Annotated in this window: 16 protein-coding genes; 2 read left to right on the plus strand and 14 right to left on the minus strand. The window is 26.8% G+C overall.

Features of this window, described 5'->3' with window-relative positions; all coding sequences use genetic code 11:
- Nucleotides 1–8: 8 nt before the first annotated feature.
- From ACQPUY_RS09720 to ACQPUY_RS09745, 6 genes are all read right to left on the minus strand, one after another.
- Complete coding sequence (locus ACQPUY_RS09720) at nucleotides 9–1,415, minus strand: PTS transporter subunit EIIC (protein ID WP_430840995.1); 1,407 nt, start codon at nucleotides 1,413–1,415, stop codon at nucleotides 9–11.
- Nucleotides 1,416–1,649: 234 nt separating this feature from the next.
- Nucleotides 1,650–2,846 carry a sodium/glutamate symporter gene (gene gltS, locus ACQPUY_RS09725; RefSeq protein ID WP_430840996.1) on the minus strand — a complete coding sequence of 399 codons (1,197 nt, stop codon included), beginning with the start codon at nucleotides 2,844–2,846 and terminating at the stop codon, nucleotides 1,650–1,652.
- Nucleotides 2,847–3,145: 299 nt separating this feature from the next.
- On the minus strand, nucleotides 3,146–4,093 hold the full coding sequence (menA, locus tag ACQPUY_RS09730) for a 1,4-dihydroxy-2-naphthoate polyprenyltransferase (protein ID WP_430840997.1): 948 nt from the start codon (nucleotides 4,091–4,093) through the stop codon (nucleotides 3,146–3,148).
- A gap of 86 nt (nucleotides 4,094–4,179) precedes the next feature.
- Nucleotides 4,180–4,911, minus strand: a complete 732-nt coding sequence (srtB, locus tag ACQPUY_RS09735) for a class B sortase (RefSeq protein WP_430840998.1) — start codon at nucleotides 4,909–4,911, stop codon at nucleotides 4,180–4,182.
- An 85-nt stretch (nucleotides 4,912–4,996) separates the two neighbouring features.
- On the minus strand, nucleotides 4,997–7,849 hold the full coding sequence (locus ACQPUY_RS09740) for a Spy0128 family protein (RefSeq protein WP_430840999.1): 2,853 nt from the start codon (nucleotides 7,847–7,849) through the stop codon (nucleotides 4,997–4,999).
- 346 nt (nucleotides 7,850–8,195) lie between these two features.
- Nucleotides 8,196–8,720 (minus strand): biotin transporter BioY, encoded by a 525-nt coding sequence (locus ACQPUY_RS09745; protein WP_430841000.1) that lies wholly within the window; start codon nucleotides 8,718–8,720, stop codon nucleotides 8,196–8,198.
- A 163-nt stretch (nucleotides 8,721–8,883) separates the two neighbouring features.
- On the opposite strand from ACQPUY_RS09745, the gene ACQPUY_RS09750 reads away from it, so the two are divergent.
- The gene (locus ACQPUY_RS09750) at nucleotides 8,884–9,864 is read left to right on the plus strand and encodes a biotin--[acetyl-CoA-carboxylase] ligase (protein ID WP_430841001.1); all 981 of its coding nucleotides are present in this window, start codon (nucleotides 8,884–8,886) and stop codon (nucleotides 9,862–9,864) included.
- A gap of 89 nt (nucleotides 9,865–9,953) precedes the next feature.
- On the opposite strand, the gene ACQPUY_RS09755 is transcribed toward ACQPUY_RS09750, so the two are convergent.
- Nucleotides 9,954–11,426 (minus strand): protein adenylyltransferase SelO, encoded by a 1,473-nt coding sequence (locus ACQPUY_RS09755; RefSeq protein ID WP_430841002.1) that lies wholly within the window; start codon nucleotides 11,424–11,426, stop codon nucleotides 9,954–9,956.
- A gap of 161 nt (nucleotides 11,427–11,587) precedes the next feature.
- A complete protein-coding gene (locus ACQPUY_RS09760) occupies nucleotides 11,588–11,785 on the minus strand; it encodes a CDGSH iron-sulfur domain-containing protein (RefSeq protein WP_430841003.1) in 198 nt (65 codons plus the stop codon).
- 249 nt (nucleotides 11,786–12,034) lie between these two features.
- On the opposite strand from ACQPUY_RS09760, the gene ACQPUY_RS09765 reads away from it, so the two are divergent.
- Nucleotides 12,035–13,516 (plus strand): aldehyde dehydrogenase family protein, encoded by a 1,482-nt coding sequence (locus ACQPUY_RS09765; protein ID WP_430841005.1) that lies wholly within the window; start codon nucleotides 12,035–12,037, stop codon nucleotides 13,514–13,516.
- Nucleotides 13,517–13,601: 85 nt separating this feature from the next.
- Here the strand turns inward: ACQPUY_RS09765 and ACQPUY_RS09770 are convergent, their stop codons facing one another.
- From ACQPUY_RS09770 to ACQPUY_RS09795, 6 genes are all read right to left on the minus strand, one after another.
- Complete coding sequence (locus ACQPUY_RS09770; protein ID WP_430841006.1) at nucleotides 13,602–14,213, minus strand: nuclease-related domain-containing protein; 612 nt, start codon at nucleotides 14,211–14,213, stop codon at nucleotides 13,602–13,604.
- Nucleotides 14,214–14,586: 373 nt separating this feature from the next.
- Nucleotides 14,587–15,075: a CarD family transcriptional regulator gene (locus tag ACQPUY_RS09775; protein WP_430841007.1), complete on the minus strand. Its 489-nt coding sequence runs from the start codon at nucleotides 15,073–15,075 to the stop codon at nucleotides 14,587–14,589.
- A 126-nt stretch (nucleotides 15,076–15,201) separates the two neighbouring features.
- Complete coding sequence (locus ACQPUY_RS09780) at nucleotides 15,202–16,098, minus strand: GNAT family N-acetyltransferase (protein WP_430841009.1); 897 nt, start codon at nucleotides 16,096–16,098, stop codon at nucleotides 15,202–15,204.
- A 141-nt stretch (nucleotides 16,099–16,239) separates the two neighbouring features.
- The gene (locus ACQPUY_RS09785; protein ID WP_430841011.1) at nucleotides 16,240–16,857 is read right to left on the minus strand and encodes a YdcF family protein; all 618 of its coding nucleotides are present in this window, start codon (nucleotides 16,855–16,857) and stop codon (nucleotides 16,240–16,242) included.
- Nucleotides 16,858–17,030: 173 nt separating this feature from the next.
- Entirely contained in the window at nucleotides 17,031–18,950 is a 1,920-nt protein-coding gene (locus tag ACQPUY_RS09790) for an ABC transporter ATP-binding protein (protein ID WP_430841012.1), read from the minus strand.
- On the minus strand, nucleotides 18,940–20,676 hold the full coding sequence (locus tag ACQPUY_RS09795) for an ABC transporter ATP-binding protein (protein ID WP_430841014.1): 1,737 nt from the start codon (nucleotides 20,674–20,676) through the stop codon (nucleotides 18,940–18,942). The genes ACQPUY_RS09790 and ACQPUY_RS09795 overlap by 11 nt, the downstream gene beginning before the upstream one ends.
- Nucleotides 20,677–20,761 lie beyond the last annotated feature (85 nt).

Here is a 20,761-nt window from a genome sequence, read left to right on the forward strand (position 1 = left end):
ACTCCTCCTTAGTTAGTTAAACTTTCTTTTTCCTCTTTAATATCTTCAAAGCCAATTAAATATGTAAGTATTGCTGAACCAAAGAATGCAATTAAGCATCCTATAAGATAGCTTGTAAAGCCTAAAAAACCCGCTTCAGCATAAACTGGTATTGTTAATATACCTTGATTTGCAAAAGCATTACCATAGGCACCTCCAAGTCCCATAACTCCTCCGCCAATTGCTCCACATATTACAGCACATATCATTGGGCGTTTTAATCTTAAGTTAACACCATATATAGCTGGCTCTGTAATACCAAATAATGCTGTAACTGATGCAGACATAGCTATTGTTTTAAGATTCTTATTTTTTGTTTTAAAAAATACACCTAAAGCAGATCCCGCTTGAGAAAAGTTAGCTGCTCCTGCAAATGCAAGTATATTTTGTCTTCCTGTATTAGCAACATCATTAATTCCAATAGGCACTAATGCTCTATGAGCTCCAAATATAACTAATACACACCATAGCCCACCAATAAATGCTCCACATAGTGTAGGACTAAATTCATAAATAAATCTGTATGCATAACTTATTCCATTTCCAATGTAAATTCCAACTGGTCCAAATATAATCAATACTGCTGGCAACATAATAAGTAATGAAAGAGTTGGAACAACTATTATTTTAATTACTTCTGGAATATATTTATTAAGAAATCTTTCAACATAAGAAAGAACATATATAGCAATTATAATTGGAATTACAGAAGATGTATAGCTTGCCTTTGTAATTGAAATTCCTAAGAATCTAACTACATCTTCTCCTGCCATTAATAAAATAAATGTAGGATAACAAAGGGTTGCCCCTATAATCATTGAAATAATTTCATTTACTTTAAAAATCTTAGCACATGTATAGCCTAGTATTATAGGTAAGAAATAAAATACTGCATCAGCTAAAGCATTTAAAATAATATATGTTTGTGTTTCCTTAATATCTATACCATGTTTATTTAAATAATACATAGCAACTACTGATAATATTCCCTTTATCATTCCAGACCCTGCTATAGCTGGAATAATTGGAGTGAATATACCGGCAATATTTGTTAATATCTTATTCCAAATATTATCTTTTTCATTTATTTCTTCAACTTTACTTTCTTTATTAATATTACTATAGATTTGTTCAGGAACGAGCTTTATAATCTCATCATACACTTTAGTTACCTTATTCCCTATAACTACCTGAATCTGACCCATACTTTCAACAACTGTAATAACGCTTTCACATTTAGTTAAATTGTCTTTATTTATTTGTGATTTATCCCTAACTCTAACTCTTAATCTTGTCATACAATGAGTTAGTTCTAAAATATTATTTTCTCCTCCTAAGTTTTGCAAAATTTCTTTTGCAATATGTGCATAGTCCATTCTAATCTCTCCTCCTTTACAAAATATAATAATAAAATATATTTTGATTGTATTCTTATAATACCAGTATTTACTCTAAATTTCAATAATAATTATTATTAATAAATATGTATTATCATATAATTTTATATTATATTCTTTCTTTAGTTCCCCTATTAATATACATATTTTTAAGATAAACAAAGAAGCGATTTATACTAAACCGCTTCTTTAAAATTAATTATTTAAAATTAATTATTTAAATATATTTATAAATAATGTTATAACTCCTGAATTTATAAAATCAATAAACAATCCTCCTACTATAGGAACTACAATATATGGTGTTTTAATAAATCCATATTTTTTTGTAAGTGCATCCATATTAGCAATTGAATTTGCCGTTGACCCCATTCCAAATCCGCATATTGCTGATGAAAAAACAGCTGCCTCGTAATTTTTACCCATTATTTTAAATACAATAAAATATGCAAATATAGCCATTAAAATTGTTTGAGCTATTAACATAATAAGCATAGGAAGAGCTAAATCAAATAATTCCCATAACTTTAATCCCATTAATGCTAAAGAAAGATAGAAGGTAAGACTTATGTTTCCTAATACTTCAATACTTTCATCTTCTATTTTGTAATTTTTAAAATCCATAATATTTTTAATTATTGCTGCAGTAATCATTGATCCTATGTAAGATGGAAATGTTAAACCTAGATATTGTATGTACTTTGTTACTATTGATCCAATTCCCATTGTAATGAAAATTAATGAAGTAGCTTTCATAAGAGAATTATAATTTACTTTTGAATTTTCTTCAGTTTCTATAATTTCATCTGATTTATCATTTTCACTTAAGCTTCTAGAAGTCATCATATTATTTTTTTCTATTAATACTTCTGCAAGAAATCCTCCTAGCACACTTCCCATTATTAATCCAAAAGTTGCTGATGCAACTGAAACTGTTGTAGCTGCATTTACTCCAACCTCTTCTAATAAAGGTCCAAATGAGCCCGCTGTTCCATGTCCACCTACCAATGGTATTGAACCTGTTGCAAGTCCTAAAAGTGGATGAATATTAAAAACGCTAGCCAACAATACCCCTATTAAATCCTGAAAAACAACTAATGCTATAGATAGAATTAAGAAAATTAAAACTTTTCTTCCACCACTTTTCAAAACCTTTAGACTCGCTGTATATCCTATACTAGTAAAAAATACAGTCATAAGAATAGATTGTAATGTTGTATCTAAAGTTATAGTTAATATATTGGTTATATTTAAAATAAGTACTATAATCGAAAAAAACATTCCTCCTACAACAGCTGATGGTATACAATACCTATCTAATACCTTAATCTTTTTTCTTAAATAACCTCCTAAATAGAATACTAATGTTGCTAATGCCATTGTTTGAAATACGTCTAATTTTAATTCCATGTATTCACTTCCCTCAATCTTCTCTTATTTTCTAGTAAACTTTATGTAATATTATTTTATACATTCATTAAGCCATATAAAAACTTTCTCTTATAATCTAACATACTACAAAATTATGAAGGTTGTCAATATATTTCTTGCATTTATTTTTTCATTTCATCTATAATTTATGGATTTTTACACTAGTTTATGAATTTTAATATTTTAATAAAATCATTATTTTTTCTAAACAATGCTTCATATAATAAAAAACGTAGTAAATATCTAATTAAATCTTACTACGCATTAGTTAATTAATATTATTTAATTGTATACCCAATTATCAAAGTAATAACATATATTGAGTTAAACACTACAAAATTCTTTACTGATAATACAAATGTATCTTTCTTAGACTGCCATCTGAAGAATGCTTTAATATTATCATTTATAGGTTTAATTGCTATTAGTGAAAGTAATGATATTAATGGTAGTAATTTTAAAGCTATGCCTACAAATATTGAGATAAAGCCAATATAGTATGTAAATTTAAAAACTTGCAATGCTTTTTCCTTGCCTATATAAATAGGTAAGGTATATCTTTTATTTACTAAATCATCATCCATATCACAAATATTATTAGCCAGCATAATATTTGATATTCCTGTTACAACTGGCATACTAATTATGAAAACGGCTATAAAAAGTTTTATATTTACTGATAACTTAAATATCTCATCAGACATTCCAAAATTAACTATTCCTTTGTCATATACATGAATATAAACAACTAAAAACGTAAGTAAGAATCCTTGTGTCATTCCTGAAAAAATTTCTCCAAAGGGAGTTCTTGATATAGGGATAGGTCCGAATGAATATAAAATTCCAATTGAAAAACTTATAATACCTATTATAAATACTGTTATGTCAGTTTCTAAAAATAATGCTATACCTAAAGCTATTGCTATAAGTAACATTATTATAATGGTATATTTAACAGTGTTAATCTTTAATTTATCTCTTCCTATTGCATTGTGTTTTTCATATCCAAATCCCTCCTTTTTAATAGCCTTTGTGTAATCAATATAATTATTAACTGCTGTTGTTGTCATATCAAAAAACAACATACTTAAAAATAATAGTATCCCTTCTTTTGGATTAAAATTTTGATACTTATATAACGCAAAAATAGTACCTAACATATAAGGTAAAACGCTTGCTACTGTGGTTTGAATCTCCACTAATTTAAAAAAACTAGAAATAGTCACTTATCTTATCCCCCTTAACTTTTGTATATACTTGTACTATACCTTTAACATTTTATCATATTCATTCCATATATTCTTATATTTTCTTATTTTTTAATAGCATGGACGATGGTTCTTGCTCCATCATATTCATAACTACAAGTAACTAATGTTATAATTTTTTTACTAGGCTCAAATTCAATATCCTTTTTAAAATAGGATTTATTACTTAACTCATTAATATAGCTCAAATAATCTGTATCATTATTAAAATTCATATCAATACTTACTTCATTTTCATGAAGTACATAAACTGAAAAAACAGTATATTCATATGTTTTTCCATCCTTAACAATTTTAATATTGTTATTATTAAAAAACTCTTCTTTTTTAAAAAAATTTAAATTATTAAACATAGTATTATTTTTCATATGATGTCCATATATAACTATATTTTTATCACTATCTATATTGTTTTGGTAATCTATAAATAAAGTGCCTGATATACTTTTCTCTTTATCAAAGCTATGATTTAAATAAAAATCATTATCTATACCTTGAACCACAGGATAATCAATATTGCTATTACTAATATTTAACCAAAACTTATAATCATTATTAATATTTACAAGTACTTCCTCATTATTACTTGATTTCTCTTCATAATTATCCTCATTTTTCACTCCATTATTTGGTATATTCTCTATTATCATTGGATTATATATCTGAATTCTCGAGTACTCTTTTTTATCCATATAATACTGATACCCTTTATATGCTACTTTTCCAAAGGCCACAATAACTACTAATATTAAAATTGAGTTAATTATTTTTTTCATATATTCACCTCACTAGCTTATATAAAAATAAAAAATATTTAAAAAACAGCACTAGTATAAAAATATAGTGCTGTTTAATTTAATCTTATAGATTCTTGTCTTTTATTTTTTTCTTATTGTTTATGAATAATCCTCCAACTCCTAAAATTCCAATTATTAATGCTGTAGCTACACCTGTATCTCCTGTATTTGGAGTCTTTGTTTTAGATGGTATTACTTGTTTTCTTTTATTAGTCATTGTAGACTTAATAACTACTCCATCATCTTTAATTTCAAATGGATATTCTTTACTGTCTATAATATATCCTGTTGGTGCTACTGTTTCTTGGTAAGTATATTTTCCATATTTAAGTCCTTCAAATACAACTTTACCATTTTTATTAGTCTTTCCTGATGCTACAACTTTACCTTCAGAATCTTTTATAGTGAACTCAGCATTTGCAAGTGATTTGCTATCCTTACTATCCTTCTTTATAATTTCAAGGCTACCTTGAATAATTTTATTTTCAAAAACTACTTTATTTTCTGGATAAACTACTGTTGCTACTAAATTTCCTTTTCCATCATCAGTAACATTAACTGTTACATCAAATACTCTTTCATCATAAGTTATACCATCTAACTTCTCTTTTGGTTTTACTTCTTTTACTTTATATTTGTAAGTTTTTGCACTGTTTAAATCTTTAACTTCAAATTTTATTTTTCCTTCTGAATCATTTTTTACCGTTTGTACCACTTCATTATTTTCATCTAATAATTGGAATTCAAACATATTGGCAATTAAGTCTTTTCCTATTAATTTCTTTGTTGCTTCTATAACAGTGCTTGTTGTTCTAGTCTTATAGCTATTATTAAATACAGCTTCCTTATTTGGATATTTTACATCTGCCTCTAATTGTCCTTCTCCAATATTTGTAACTGTTATAACTATATCAACAACTTGAGAATCATAAGTTATTCCATCTACTTTTCCATTGACTTCTTCTATTTTATAAGTATAAGTACCTACTTTATCAAAGTTTATTGGACTAAACTTAATATTTCCATCTGCATCATTCTTTACTGTTTCTTTTATCTCATTATTTTCATTTAATAATTGGAATTCAAACATATCTTTTTCTAATGTCTTTCCTGTTAATGTCTTAGTCGCTTCCAGGTTTACGCTTATTCCTTTTCCTTCGTATTTATTTGTAAATTCTATTTTATTATTTGGATAATCTACTGTTGCTACTAAATTTCCATTTCCATCATCTGTTACATTTACTGTTACATCAAATCCTCTTTCATCATAAGTTATACCATCTAAGTTTCCTTTTAATTCTTGTACTGTATACTTATACTCTCCTACAGTATCATAAGGTATAGCTTCAAATTGAACTGTTCCATCTTTATCATTTTTTACTGTTTGTAATGTCTCACCATCTTTATCTAATAATTCAAAACTAAACATATCAGCTTCTAATGTCTTTCCTGTTAATGTCTTTGTCGCTTCTATAGCCGCGCTTGTTGATCCAGTTTTATAGCTATTATTAAACTCCGGTTGTTTATTTGGATATTTTACATCTGCATCTAATTGTCCTTCTCCATTATCTATAACTGTTATAACTATATCAACAACTTGAGAATCATAAGTTATTCCATCTACTTTTCCATTGACTTCTTCTATTTTATAAGTATAAGTACCTACTTTATCAAAGTTTATTGGACTAAACTTAATATTTCCATCTGCATCATTCTTTACTGTTTCTTTTATCTCATTATTTTCATCTAATAATTGGAATTCAAACATATCAGCTTCTAAATCTTTTCCTGTTAATGTCTTAGTTGCCTCTATAGTTACATAAACTTTTTTATTTTCAGATATATGTCCTGTAAAACTCCATTTATGAGATTCTTGCCCATTTTGTTGCGTTTTATTAGCAATAATACTACCATTTACTGCCCCATATCTAATATTTGCATTTGGTGCTAATATTGTTCCCATAAAATAATCACTAGTACCAACATTTGCATATTCTATCCCGCTAGTAAATAATTTATCTGTTGCTGAACTATCATAAAGATTCCATAATATATTATTATCATCTTCAACTACGCTTTCAGAGTTACTATAAGCATTAATTATTGTAACTAAATTTTGTAAATAATTAATATTTACACCTGCCATATCTACATTAATAATTAATGTCTTTCTTTCAGGAATTTTAATATTTAAAACGCGTTTATTAGATTCATTACTAATTTCACTTGCTTTAACATTTAAATAATAATTATTTGTATTTCCTATATTTCCATCTACATTAATAGTTTGATTTTCACCATTTGGTGTACTTAATGTTACACCTTCAGAAGTACTCTGTTCAGAAAATAAACTAGATATTATTTTTAAATTTTCAAATTCCTCATCTATATCAATATAACTAATTGATTCATTTGTTTCCTTATATACTCTTGATGATTTTGCTGGGTCAAGCCCACTTCCATTAACCCCTATATTTACCTTATTGTTATTATCTTCAAGGCTAGTAGGTACATTAGATCCTACAATTATATTTCCATCACTAGCTATATTATTAATCCCCTGTGCACTATTCATAAAATAATTTTCTTCATTTATTTCAAGTGCAGTAGACTGATTTGTTCCAAAACCTTGTCTATTAGTAATTAAATCTTTTGTTGCTATATTGCCGTTGGTATGAGCATTAAGATTTGCCTCTTTAGAAAAAATATGAAAGTCAAATGCAGCTGTAGTATAAAGAACTCCATCTTTAGCATATTGAAATCCATTTTTGTTCTTATATTGATTTGAAATTATTTTAGTATTATCTTTAACACCTATAGCTTTAAAACTTATTTGTGAAAATGTTGTACTACTCCCTAAAAAGTTAAAAACTAATAAAATTATTGAAGTTAATGCTATTCTTTTTTTAAAAATCACAATTTTCCCCCCTATCCATATTTATTTGAAATCTTACTTTTCATTTATTCCATTATTTTTACTATCGAACATTTATAAATATGACTAATATTTTTTATAAAAATAATATTTAAACTTATTTTCCTCTATATAAACCTAGCAAATTGCAAATAAAAAAGTACTTCTATATAATTTTGCTTATACCCCACTTTGCTCTAAGTCATCGCAAAATTAATAGAAGCACTTCAGAACTAAAGGAAGAAAATTATAAAAAGTTATTCACAGGGTAACATCTTTATAATTTCCTGAAGAGTAAAATAAAACCAATGGCTTCCCATTGGTTTTATAACTGTTTTTAAAATATTATTTAATATTTTAATATTTTATTTAATTTTATTGCTATAAATGAACTGATAAAACACTTCAACACATCTCCAACTATAAAAGGAAATACAGATAATGATAATGCTGATATAATAGTTATTTTTTGAACTATACTCATATATATGGTTCCAAAAATATATAGAACAATCATCCCAATAAATACTGTCACAAATAAATATCTTTTTAAATTATTATTCTTACCTTTCAAATAGCCTATTAGGGGTGCAACAACTAAAAATCCTAGTATAAATCCACCTGTTGCTCCAAATAATCTACCAAATCCACTTGTTCCAGCTGAAAACACAGGTAGTCCAAAAGCCCCTAAAAGTATATATAATAAAACAACTAAAAATGATTGCTTAGGAGTAAGTATTAATGCTACTAAATTAATTGCTATTGTCTGCGAAGTTATCATCACAGGAGTAAATGGTAGTGGAAAAGAAATATATGCTGAAACACAAATTATTGCTATACAAATTGACATTTTCGTTAATTCTTTTATTTTCAAATTAATCCCCCGTTTCTTTGCTCTATATAAAACTACATTTAAAACATAGTATCTCTTTAAAAGAATACTTTTTACCGTGAAAGTAGTCAACCTTTTTATATTTTAAGGTGACAATAATTATGGTATACTATATCAATAAAATAATAATGAAATAGGTGAAAACATGAGTGTAAAAGATAAAACTTTAAGTGTACTTGAAAATAACAAAGGTATTTATATATCTGGTGAAGATCTTGCTAAAGAACTATTTGTAAGTAGAAATGCTATTTGGAAGGCTATAAAATCATTAAAAAATGATGGATATAATATTTCTTCTGTCAATAATAGAGGATATTGCCTTTCTACTGATACAGATATATTATCTTCTCAAAGTATTTCAAAATATTTAAATAAAGATAATAATTATTTTAATATCAAGGTTTATAAAACAATTAATTCAACTAATAGTGCAATAAAAGAACTTGCAATTAATGGAGAAAAAGAAGGCACTGTTATTATTGCTGAAGAACAAACTGAGGGCCGTGGAAGATTTGGTAGAAAGTTTCACTCACCAAAAAAAGCAGGAATTTATATGAGTATTCTTCTTCGTCCACAAATGCATTCATCAAGAGCTTTTCTTATTACTACTGCTACTGCTGTTGCTGTCGCAGAAGCAATAGAAAATATTTCTAATAAAAAAATTAAAATTAAATGGGTTAATGACATCTACTGTGATAACAAAAAAGTTTGCGGAATATTAACAGAAGCATCTTTTGATTTTGAAAGTGGAATAATTGATCATGCCGTTTTAGGTATTGGTATTAATGTAAAACCTCCTGAAGGCGGTTTTACTGAAGAAATTAAAAATATTGCTACAAGTATTTTTGATGATAAAAACTCTGTTCAAGCTGATATTAGAAGTAGACTTATTGCTGAAGTTTTAACTCGATTTTGGAGTTATTATAAAAATATTGAAGATAGATCATTCTTAGAAGAATATAAATCAAGATCCTTATTAATAAATAAAGAAATAAATGTACTTTCTAAAAACTCTTCAGAAAAAGCTGTAGCTATTGAAATTGATGATGAGTGTAGACTTAAAGTAAAAATGGAAGATGGAAGTATTAGGCTTTTATCTTCTGGTGAAGTTAGCATAAGAATTTAATTTCTTAAACTATCTAGTATTCATATTATATATAAATACATTTTAGGATAAACTTATCGTAAAGTCTATCCTAAAAAATTTATTTATTTTTATGTTCCACAAAACGTTCTATATGGAATTTTTGATTGTTCAGGTAACTTAGCATACTCTTCTTGATCATCTGTATAAGCATATGGCCTTAAAATAACTTTCAAAAGCTTATCCATTACTCTATAATCTTGGTTCCTTACTGCTGCTTCTATGGCTTCCTCTACACGGTGATTACGTGGAATCACTGATGGATTTACACTTTTCATAAGTCTTATGATATCTTCTTTAGATTTTTCTTGTCTATTTAATCTTTCTTGCCAGCTATTAAACCAATTACTAAATTGAGTTGTTTCAAACATTACAATATCACCTTTTTTATCTAAAGTTAAATTTCTAAAGGTATTAGTATAATCCGCCCCATATTTATGCATTAAATTTAAAAGATCGTATATTAAATTTTCGTCTTCTTTTTCCTCATTAAATAAACCTAATTTTGATCTCATACCTGAAAGATACATTTCTTTATATATATCGTTAAATCTTGAAACTATATTCTGTGCCATATCCACTGCTTCATCTTGATTATCACTTAATAAAGGTACTAAGGTTTCTGCAAATCTAGCTAAGTTCCAAGCTATTATATATGGTTGATTTCCATAAGAATATCTTCCTTGATAATCTATAGAACTAAATACTGTTGCTGGATCATATGTATCCATAAATGCACACGGTCCATAATCTATAGTTTCTCCACTTATAGTTACATTATCTGTATTCATAACACCATGGATGAATCCAACTTGAAGCCATTTAGTTATTAATGCTCCTTGCCTTTTAGACACTTCCTCTAATAAAAATAGATATGGGTTTTCTTTATTCATAGCTTCCGGGTAATGTCTATTTATTGTATAATCTGCTAATTCTTTTAAATCTTCATAGCTTGCAAACCTTGCTGCATATTGAAAAGTTCCTACTCTAATATGACTTGAAGCAACACGAGTTAATATTGCTCCTGGTTCAACTTTTTCACGCGCTATTGATTCTCCAGTCGTTACTACAGCTAAACTACGTGTAGTTGGAATTCCTAATGCATTCATTGCTTCACTTATTATATATTCTCTAATCATAGGCCCGAGAGCTGCTTTTCCATCTCCACCTCTTGAATATGGAGTAATTCCAGACCCCTTAAGCTGAATATCTACCTTTTTTCCTTCTTTTGTTATATGTTCACCAAGTAATACTGCTCTTCCATCTCCCAACATAGTAAAATGTCCAAATTGATGTCCTGCATAAGCCTCAGCAATTGGTATTGATCCTTCTATAAGTTTATTTCCTGAAAAAATTTCAGCTCCTTCTTTTTCTAATGTATCTATATTTAAACCTAAATCTTTTATTAATGATTTGTTTAAAATTGCGATTTTAGGCTCTGAAACATAACTTGGAAATTGCTTAGTATATAATATATATGGTAAATTAGCATAAGTATTTTCTAAATTAAATCCAGTATTTTTCAATCTATATCGTTCTGCCATACTACAATCCTTTCTATTATAATTTCTAATATTAGTTTTTCTTATTGTTATATTATTATTCAAAATATATCTATTTATAAACTAAGGAGCTAAGATTATAATCTTAGCTCCTTAGTTTACATTTATTTAAGTACTAATTAATTTTAAATATATTTTTTATATTATTTTGCACGTACTTGGCTATCAAGATTTCCTCTATGTGATCCATCACAGTAAGGTTTATTTTTTGATAAACCGCATCTACATAAATGAAGTTCTGAAGTAGTTTCAATAACTTTTCCTTCTCCATCTAGTAATTCTAAGTCACCCTTTAAAATAAGTGGTGCATTATCTAATACTTGTACTATTGTCTTTGACATAATTCCACACTTCCTTTTCTATATTATAACTATATAAAATTTAATAGAATTAAATTCCATAAAAGTTATACGCTTTATGTCTATACTTATATTACCACTTTTGCACTTGTTGGTCAATATTAATAATATTTAATAATAATTATTTATAAATAAATATTATTGTTAAATAATTATTTAAATTGCATAATCTTTCCAAAGAATATATAATTATATATATAAATATAATAACAATTTTGGGAGGAATAGACTATGGATATTAATATTCAAAAGAAATATAAATTATTTATTAATGGTGAATGGAGAGAATCTTCGGACGGTTCAACAATAAAGACATATAATCCAGCAACTGGAGAATTATTATCAGAAATTGCTGATGCTTCTGAAAAAGATGTAGATGATGCTGTTAAGGCTGCAAAAAAAGCTTTTGAAACTTGGGGTAAGACAACTCCTGCTGAAAGAGCTTCATTATTAAATAATATTGCAGATATCATAGATGCAAATGCTGAATTTTTAGCAACTATTGAAACTATGGATAACGGAAAACCCATTAGAGAAACTACAGGAGCTGATATTCCTTTAGCAGCTGATCACTTTAGATATTTTGCTGGAGTTATTAGAGCTGATGAAGGAGTTGCAAGTAATATAGATGAAAATACATTAAATTTAATTTTAAGGGAGCCAATTGGGGTTGTTGGACAAATTGTTCCTTGGAATTTCCCATTCTTAATGGCTGCTTGGAAACTAGCTCCAGTACTTGCTGCTGGTGATACAACTGTATTTAAACCATCTAGTACAACATCACTAAGCGTATTAGAGTTTATGAAATTAATTCAAGATATAGTTCCAAAAGGTGTAATTAATATAATTACTGGTAAAGGTTCAAAGAGCGGTGAATATTTACAACATAATGAAGGAATAGACAAATTAGCATTTACTGGTTCTACAGAAGTTGGTAGAGAAATTGGACTAGCTGCTGCAAAACGTATCATACCAGCTACATTAGAACTTGGTGGGAAATCAGCTAATATATTCTTTAGTGATGCAGATATGAATATTGCTTTAGAAGGAATTCAATTAGGTATATTATTTAACCAAGGTCAAGTTTGTTCTGCAGGATCTAGAATATTTGTACAAGAAGATTTCTATGATGAATTTATAGAAAAGGCTGTTGAAGCTTTTGAAAAAGTTAAGGTAGGTAATCCGCTAGATCCTAATACTCAAATGGGAGCTCAAATTAGCGAAGCTCAACTAAATAAGATTCTTAAGTATATAGAAATAGGTAAAAAAGAAGGCGCTAAAGTAATAACTGGAGGAGAAAGATTTGTTGAAGGTGATGCAAAGAATGGTTACTTTGTGAAACCTACTTTGTTAGTAGATGTAGATAATAACATGAGAGTTGCTAAAGAAGAAATCTTTGGACCAGTAGGTGTAGTTATTAAATTTAAGATAGAAGAAGAAGTTATTGCAATGGCCAATGACAGTAACTATGGATTAGGTGGTGGTGTATTTACACGTGATATAAATCGTGCTATAAAAGTTGCTAAATCTATAAGAACTGGTCGTGTATGGGTTAACACATATAACTCTTTCCCTGCTGGAGCAACCTTTGGTGGATATAAGGAATCTGGAATTGGTAGAGAAACTCATAAGAGTATTTTAGATGCTTATACTCAAAAGAAAAATATCTTAGTTAATTTATCTGAAAAACCTGGCGGAATGTATGTAAAATAATCTATATAATGAATTTTTTATAAATTTAGTTTTTAAAAAGGACAGCAGATAGTTTTGTATAAAAATAAAACTATCGCTGTCCTTTTTATGATATATTTTTAAGTATTCTTTTCACGTGTTTTTTTCTTGCTCTAAAACTATTAATATTTCCTTTTCTTATATAATCATATATTTCTCCTACTTCTTCTTTAGAAAGTTTTATATCTGATTTATATTTTCTTATAAATCTTTTTAATTTTCTTAATTGAATTACTGGAGTTTCACTATTAATTTTCTTCAGCTCAGACTTATTAGTAAAAACAATTACTGAAATGAAAATATTCTTTCTTTTAAGATATCTTTCTAAAGCTTTTATATGTCCATAATTTTGTCTTATGGGGTTATAGAATTTATTTTTTCTTTTATTTATACTTTGAGTCCAATATCTAGAATATTCTTCTCCATATATCTCACCACTATAGTCCTTTGTTTCAATAACAAATATTCCTTTTTTCCCTATTAATATATGGTCAATTTGGCTTGTTCCATTTTCTCCTTTTATCATAATATCATTCAAAAGCTTGTATCCTTTAATTTCACTTAATATGTTACTAACTTCTTGCTCACCTAAATTTAATTTAGCATAATGATTTCTTTGTTTTGATAAAATAAATATTATTATTGATATTATTCCTATTACTATTAAATTCAATAACATTTATGTTCTCCTATTTATCCTTTGTTTTTTCTATTTATAAGATCCATTCTATATATAATTTTAATTTTTGTAAATAACTATGATTTTTTTATTATTTCTAATATCATTTACGAGTATATTATTTAAGAGTTATTTGATCAAAAAAAGAGTTGATTATATTTATCATCCCAACTCTTCCAACTACTTTTAGTTTAATAGGGTTAATTCTACTAATTTTAGGTATGATTTTAAATAGTTTTATTAAATGTAAATAAATTTGAATGGATATATTGACTTTAAAATATCTGTAACAAAACAATTCTGTATCAGTCATTTTAAACAAAGACATACTTATAAAATCTTAAAAGAATTTTAAAACATACTAAGTTACATTTTAAATATTATTTTTAATATAATCTCCTACGTCATCTATATTAATTCCTAGCACTATTGCAACTTCTTGATATAACTGTTTTCTAGCAATAATCATAATATCTTCGTCTGTTTTGTTAAGTTTTTTACCTAAAGATATCTTCTCATTTTCTTCCAATTTTATAGAGTTTATAACCTTAATAATATCTTCAGCATTGCCACGTTTAATTATATCTCTATACTCTTGAGCTCTTTTTCTTGAATCTTCTATTTCAATAGTCTCATTTCTAGAGATTCCCTCTATTAAATTTCTAACTTCACTTTTACTCATAAGTTCTCTCATCAATATTTTATTATTATTTACTGGAATTTTTATTGTCATTCTGCTATTGTAAACTGGAGATAGAATATAATACTCTAACTCTTGATTTTTTAAAGACATCATTTCTATATCTTCAATCTGACACACCCCATTTGATCCATATACAACGTAATCATTTATCTTAAACATATTACTTCCTCCTTATGTAATTAATTTCATTTAAAAAGTAGTCCCTATAGTAAAAGACCTAAAGGAACTACATACTGTATATACATTATACCACAAAATCCTTAATATTTCTAATAATATGAATATTTAAATATTTATATTGTAATAATTCATAATAGATTGCTCTTTAAATCCACAATTTTTATATAAATTCAAAGCCTTTTTATTTCTAATTTCAACATCTAATTCAACATCATATATTTTATCTTTATTTAAATTATTTAAAGCTTCCATTAGAGCTGATTTACCATATCCATTGCCTCTAAATTCAGGAATAATTCCAAAACCACTAATAAAAGCTGAATTTAAATCTTTACTTACCTTTATCTTTCCAATTATTTTATTATTAAGGGTTATCAAATAAGTAATTATATTATTCTTTTCTTCATCTTCTGGCATAATTAATTCTTTCCATACGTCCCCAAAGAATATTTTATTTAAATTATTAATATCATCTATATTTTCATTTTTAATCTTAATTAAAGATATTAATTTATTTACTTTTTTTATATTGCAATTATTACATTTCATTCTGCATTCAGAAAAAGAATAAACTGCATTTTTATTATTTATAAATTTTATAGCAGAATATGATCTATCATCACAAAGAAGTAATATCTCATCAAAATTTCTTTTTTTACATTCATCTAAAGCTATATCAATAAGCTTATTAAAAACTCCTATTCTCCTAAAATTAGGATGAACAACTCCATTTATTTCAGCAGTATTACCTCCAAAATTTGAAATCCCTAAATATCCTATTAATTTGTCATTAATATAATATAAAAATTCATTAATCTCATTTGTATTATTTTCAAAATCCTTATTTATATTGTTTCTATAGTCTAATTCCAATTTCAAATTAACTTTATCTTCATTAATGGATATATCTTCTAATTCTTCTATTTCTTCTTTATCATTTTCGTCTATATACTTTTTTAAAATAATTTCTTGTGAAAATATCTTTTCTTTTATATCCCTCATAAATTATCTCCCATCTCATATTTAAATATCATTCTCTCTCATTAGCTTATATCTTTAAATTTACTATGTTATACCATATTATATATTAAACATTAATTCGTCCTTACTAATTTTATTAATTATGGACTATTTTATACTTATTTAAGAACTACTATTATACATCATATTATTTAGTATATCTTTAAATTGCCATCCACACCTTTCTAATTCTCCTAATACTAAATCAATTCCTTTCTTGCTTTTATACCAATTATCTTTTGATATATTATCTATATCTACTGTATGAATAATAAATTTAGTATCTTGATATAGAGACTCATAATACATAAGGCATCGTCTAGAGTGATATGACTTACAACATATAATTGCTTTATTAATTTCTATACCTAAAGAATCAGTTAATCTTTTAGAAAAAATAGCATTTTCATAGGTAAAGGTAGCTTTATCTTCTTTAAGTAAACTACTTTCTTTAACACCATTTCTAATTAAAACGTCTTTTAAAAATTCCCATTCTGTTTTGTATCCCTTATTATATAAATTGCTTTTGGATTTAGGCTCTTTAAAATATCCAATATTAATACCAAATGCCCCAGACGGTAATATTAAATTGCTATATCCATCATTCCATAACTTAGCAGCTTCTTCAGCTACTTCTGGATAGCTCCCTCCAGGAATAAATATAATATCTGCTTTTTCTAATTTATCTTTTACAAATATAAAATCAGTAATGTCATTAATATATTTTAACTTACTCTTCATTATTAAATCTCCCTAAGAATACCATTAATTAAATTATATCATATTTGTTATTTTTTATATTATTTATATCATTTACGAGTATTTTATTTAAAATATAACTACTAATTAATATATAAAAAAGTGTTAGAAAGATTATATTTATCTTTCTAACACTTTAACTTTAATTTTATATTTTATTCTAATTCAAAGGCCCCTGTATATAATTGATAGTACTTTCCTTTTTTATCAATTAAATCATCATGATTTCCACGCTCTATTATTCTTCCTTGTTCTAGAACCATAATTACATCTGAATTCTTAACTGTTGAAAGTCTATGAGCTATAACAAATACTGTTCTACCTTCCATTAACTTATCCATACCATCTTGAACTATTGCTTCTGTTCTTGTATCTATACTTGAAGTTGCTTCATCTAGTATTAATACTGGTGGATTGGCTATTGCAGCTCTAGCTATTGCAAGTAACTGTCTTTGTCCTTGTGAAAGATTTGCTCCATCTCCAGTTATTTTTGTATCATATCCATTAGGTAAATGCTTTATAAATGTATCTGCATTTGCTAATTTTGCAGCTGCATGTACTTCTTCATCAGTTGCATCTAATTTACCATATCTAATATTATCTGCTATTGTTCCAGTAAATAAGTGAGTGTCTTGAAGTACTATACCAAGTGATCTTCTTAAATCATCTTTTTTAATTTTATTAATATTAATTCCATCATATCTTATTTTTCCATCTTGGATATCATAAAATCTATTAATTAAGTTTGTTATAGTTGTTTTACCAGCACCTGTTGCTCCAACAAAAGCTACCTTTTGCCCTGGCTTTGCAAAAAGAGTTATATTATGAAGAATTGTTTTCTTTTCATTATATCCAAAATCAACATCATCAAATACCATATCTCCAAGCATTCTAGTATAAGTGATAGTCCCATCACTATGTGGATGCTTCCATGCCCATACTCCAGTACGTTCATTTACTTCTTCTATATTCCCATTTTTATTTATCTTAGCATTAACTAATGTAACATATCCATCATCAACTTCTTGCTTTTGATCTAGCATTTCAAATATTCTTTCTGCTCCTGCAAGCGCCATTATAACTGAATTAAATTGTTGTGACATTTGACCTATTGGTTGATTTAAAGTTCTTGTAAGTTGAAGAAAAGATGCTAATGATCCAATTGTAAATCCGCCAACTCCTCCTATTGCTAAAACTCCACCGAATATTGCTGTTAAAACATAATTTATATATCCAAGATTACCCATTATAGGCATTAAAATATTAGCAAAGGTATTTGCTTTATCTGCACTATCTCTAAGCATTTCATTTAATTCATCAAACTGAATTTTACTTTCTTCTTCATGACAAAAGACTTTTACTACTTTTTGTCCTTCCATCATTTCTTCTATATATCCATTTATTTTCCCTAAATCTTGTTGTTGCTTACCAAAGTACATAGCACTTTTTCCGCCTATATTTTTTATTGTTTGAAACATTACAAATATCATAAATAAAGCAACTAAAGTTAAAGGAATACTTAAAACTATCATAGATATAAATACACTAATAACTGTAATTACAGATGAAATAAGTTGTGGTAAGCTTTGGCTTATCATTTGTCTTAATGTATCTGTATCATTTGTATAAAGACTCATCACCTCTCCATGTGGATGAGTATCAAAATATCCTATCGGTAGTTTTTCCATATGTTCAAACATATCATCCCTTATTTTTTTAAGACTACCTTGTGCTATAAATACCATCATTCTACTATAAAGATAAGTTGATAAAGTTCCAGTATAGTATATAACCGCCATAAAGCCTAATATTTTTAATAATGGCATAAAACTAGGATTACTTTGTCCTAAAAATGGAGTTATATAATCATCTATTAATGTCTTTAAAAATAATGTGCTTGCTACAGTTGCAAGTGAACTTACTAATATAAGAAACATTACTAATATAAATTTGAATTTATATTCTTTAAATACATAATCTAAAAGTCTTTTTAAAGTTTTCATTGGATTTTTACTTTTTCTCATAGGCCCTGGTCCCTTTGGTCCAAAATTATTTTTCTTATTATTAGACTTCATCAATACCAGCTCCTTTCATTTGTCCTCTATATACATCTTTATATATTTCATTGTTTTCTAATAATTCTTTATGAGTACCAATTCCATCTACTTTTCCATCATCTAATACTATTATCTTATCTGCTTCTTCTACCGAAGAAATTCTTTGTGCAATTATTATTTTAGTTACATTTGGAATTGATTCTTTAAAGGCTTTTCTTATTAAAGAATCTGTCTTAGTATCTACTGCACTTGTTGAATCATCTAAGATTAATATCTTAGGATTTTTAAGAAGAGCTCTAGCTATAGTAAGTCTTTGCTTCTGACCTCCTGATACATTTGTACCACCTTGTTCTATATAAGTATCATATTTATCTGGTAGATTTTCTATAAATTCACTTGCTTGAGCTGCATTACATGCATTAATTATTTCTTCATCAGTAGCTTCTTTATTACCCCATCTTAAGTTCTCTTTAATAGTACCTGAAAATAATACATTTTTTTGAAGAACCATTGATACAGCATTTCTCAAAGTTTCTATATCATACTTTTTAACATCTACTCCTCCAACTTTAACACTACCACTTGTTACATCATAAAGCCTTGGTATTAATTGAACTAGAGTAGATTTTGCACTTCCTGTTCCACCTATAATTCCTATAGTTTCACCTGATTTAATTTTTAAATTTATATTATCTAAACTTAAATTTTCATCATCATCGCTATAGCTAAAGTTTACATTTTCAAATTCTATTGACCCATCTTTAACTTCAAATATAGGGTTTTCTCCATTCTTTAATGTACTTTCTTCTTCTAGAACTTCAACAATTCTTTCTGCTGATGATTTAGCCATTGTTACCATAACAAGAACCATAGATATCATCATAAGACTCATTAGTATATTACCTGCATAAGTAAATAAGCTCATAAGCTCACCAGTTGTCATAGTATTTGAAACTATAAATTTCGCTCCAAACCATGAGAACAAAAGAATTATTGTGTACATAGTAAATTGCATAACTGGTGCGTTTAATATAATTAACTTTTCTGCTTTTAAAAATTTATCATATAAGTTCTTTGAAGCCTTATGAAATTTATTAATTTCATGCTCTTCTCTTACATATGCCTTAACTACTCTTATTCCAGTTAAGTTTTCTTGAACACTAGCATTTAAATCATCATATTTTCTAAACACCCTTTTAAATATTGGATGTGCATTAGATATAATTAAATATAACGCTATTGATAAAAATATTATTGCTCCTAAGAATATTAATGCCATATTAAAGTTTATATAAAAACTCATAATCATAGCTGATATAAGCATAAATGGTGCTCTAACAAAAGTTCTTATTATCATAAGATAAGCATTTTGAACATTTGTAACATCTGTTGTTAATCTTGTAATAAGTCCTGCTGTAGAATACTTATCTATATTTGCAAAAGAAAAATCTTGAATATTATAAAACATTCCTTTTCTTAGATTCTTAGCAAAACCCGTTGAAGCTTTTGCACCAGTTCTTCCAGCCGCTGCACCAAAACTTAATGAAATGAAAGCCATAACTAACATTAGTATTCCAACTATTGTTACATACTTCATATCCCCTTTTTCTACTCCATTATCAACTATCATTGCCATTAAAACTGGAATAATAACTTCCATTATTACTTCTAAGGCTATAAATATAGGGGTTATTATTGAGTCTTTTTTATACTCCCCAATATAGCTGGCTAATTTTTTTATCATATTATTCCTCCTTTTGTATAAAATAAACTATAAATTAATTATAAATATATTTTGTTAGAACCCTAACAAAATATATAAATAAAAA

The sequence above is a fragment of the Clostridium nigeriense genome, assembly GCF_050585245.1.
Classification (GTDB): Bacteria; Bacillota; Clostridia; order Clostridiales; family Clostridiaceae; genus Clostridium; species Clostridium nigeriense_A.

What these genes read in the sequence shown, in the direction of transcription:
- ACQPUY_RS09770 (WP_430841006.1), bottom strand. Translation starts at nt 14,213, where the DNA reads ATGTTATTGAATTTAATAGTAATAGGAATAATATCAATAATAATATTT.
- ACQPUY_RS09760 (WP_430841003.1), bottom strand. Translation starts at nt 11,785, where the DNA reads ATGTCAAAGACAATAGTACAAGTATTAGATAATGCACCACTTATTTTA.
- ACQPUY_RS09755 (WP_430841002.1), bottom strand. Translation starts at nt 11,426, where the DNA reads ATGGCAGAACGATATAGATTGAAAAATACTGGATTTAATTTAGAAAAT.
- gltS (WP_430840996.1), bottom strand. Translation starts at nt 2,846, where the DNA reads ATGGAATTAAAATTAGACGTATTTCAAACAATGGCATTAGCAACATTA.
- ACQPUY_RS09780 (WP_430841009.1), bottom strand. Translation starts at nt 16,098, where the DNA reads ATGAGGGATATAAAAGAAAAGATATTTTCACAAGAAATTATTTTAAAA.
- ACQPUY_RS09790 (WP_430841012.1), bottom strand. Translation starts at nt 18,950, where the DNA reads ATGAAGTCTAATAATAAGAAAAATAATTTTGGACCAAAGGGACCAGGG.
- ACQPUY_RS09765 (WP_430841005.1), top strand. Translation starts at nt 12,035, where the DNA reads ATGGATATTAATATTCAAAAGAAATATAAATTATTTATTAATGGTGAA.
- ACQPUY_RS09795 (WP_430841014.1), bottom strand. Translation starts at nt 20,676, where the DNA reads ATGATAAAAAAATTAGCCAGCTATATTGGGGAGTATAAAAAAGACTCA.
- ACQPUY_RS09720 (WP_430840995.1), bottom strand. Translation starts at nt 1,415, where the DNA reads ATGGACTATGCACATATTGCAAAAGAAATTTTGCAAAACTTAGGAGGA.
- ACQPUY_RS09785 (WP_430841011.1), bottom strand. Translation starts at nt 16,857, where the DNA reads ATGAAGAGTAAGTTAAAATATATTAATGACATTACTGATTTTATATTT.
- srtB (WP_430840998.1), bottom strand. Translation starts at nt 4,911, where the DNA reads ATGAAAAAAATAATTAACTCAATTTTAATATTAGTAGTTATTGTGGCC.
- ACQPUY_RS09750 (WP_430841001.1), top strand. Translation starts at nt 8,884, where the DNA reads ATGAGTGTAAAAGATAAAACTTTAAGTGTACTTGAAAATAACAAAGGT.
- ACQPUY_RS09775 (WP_430841007.1), bottom strand. Translation starts at nt 15,075, where the DNA reads ATGTTTAAGATAAATGATTACGTTGTATATGGATCAAATGGGGTGTGT.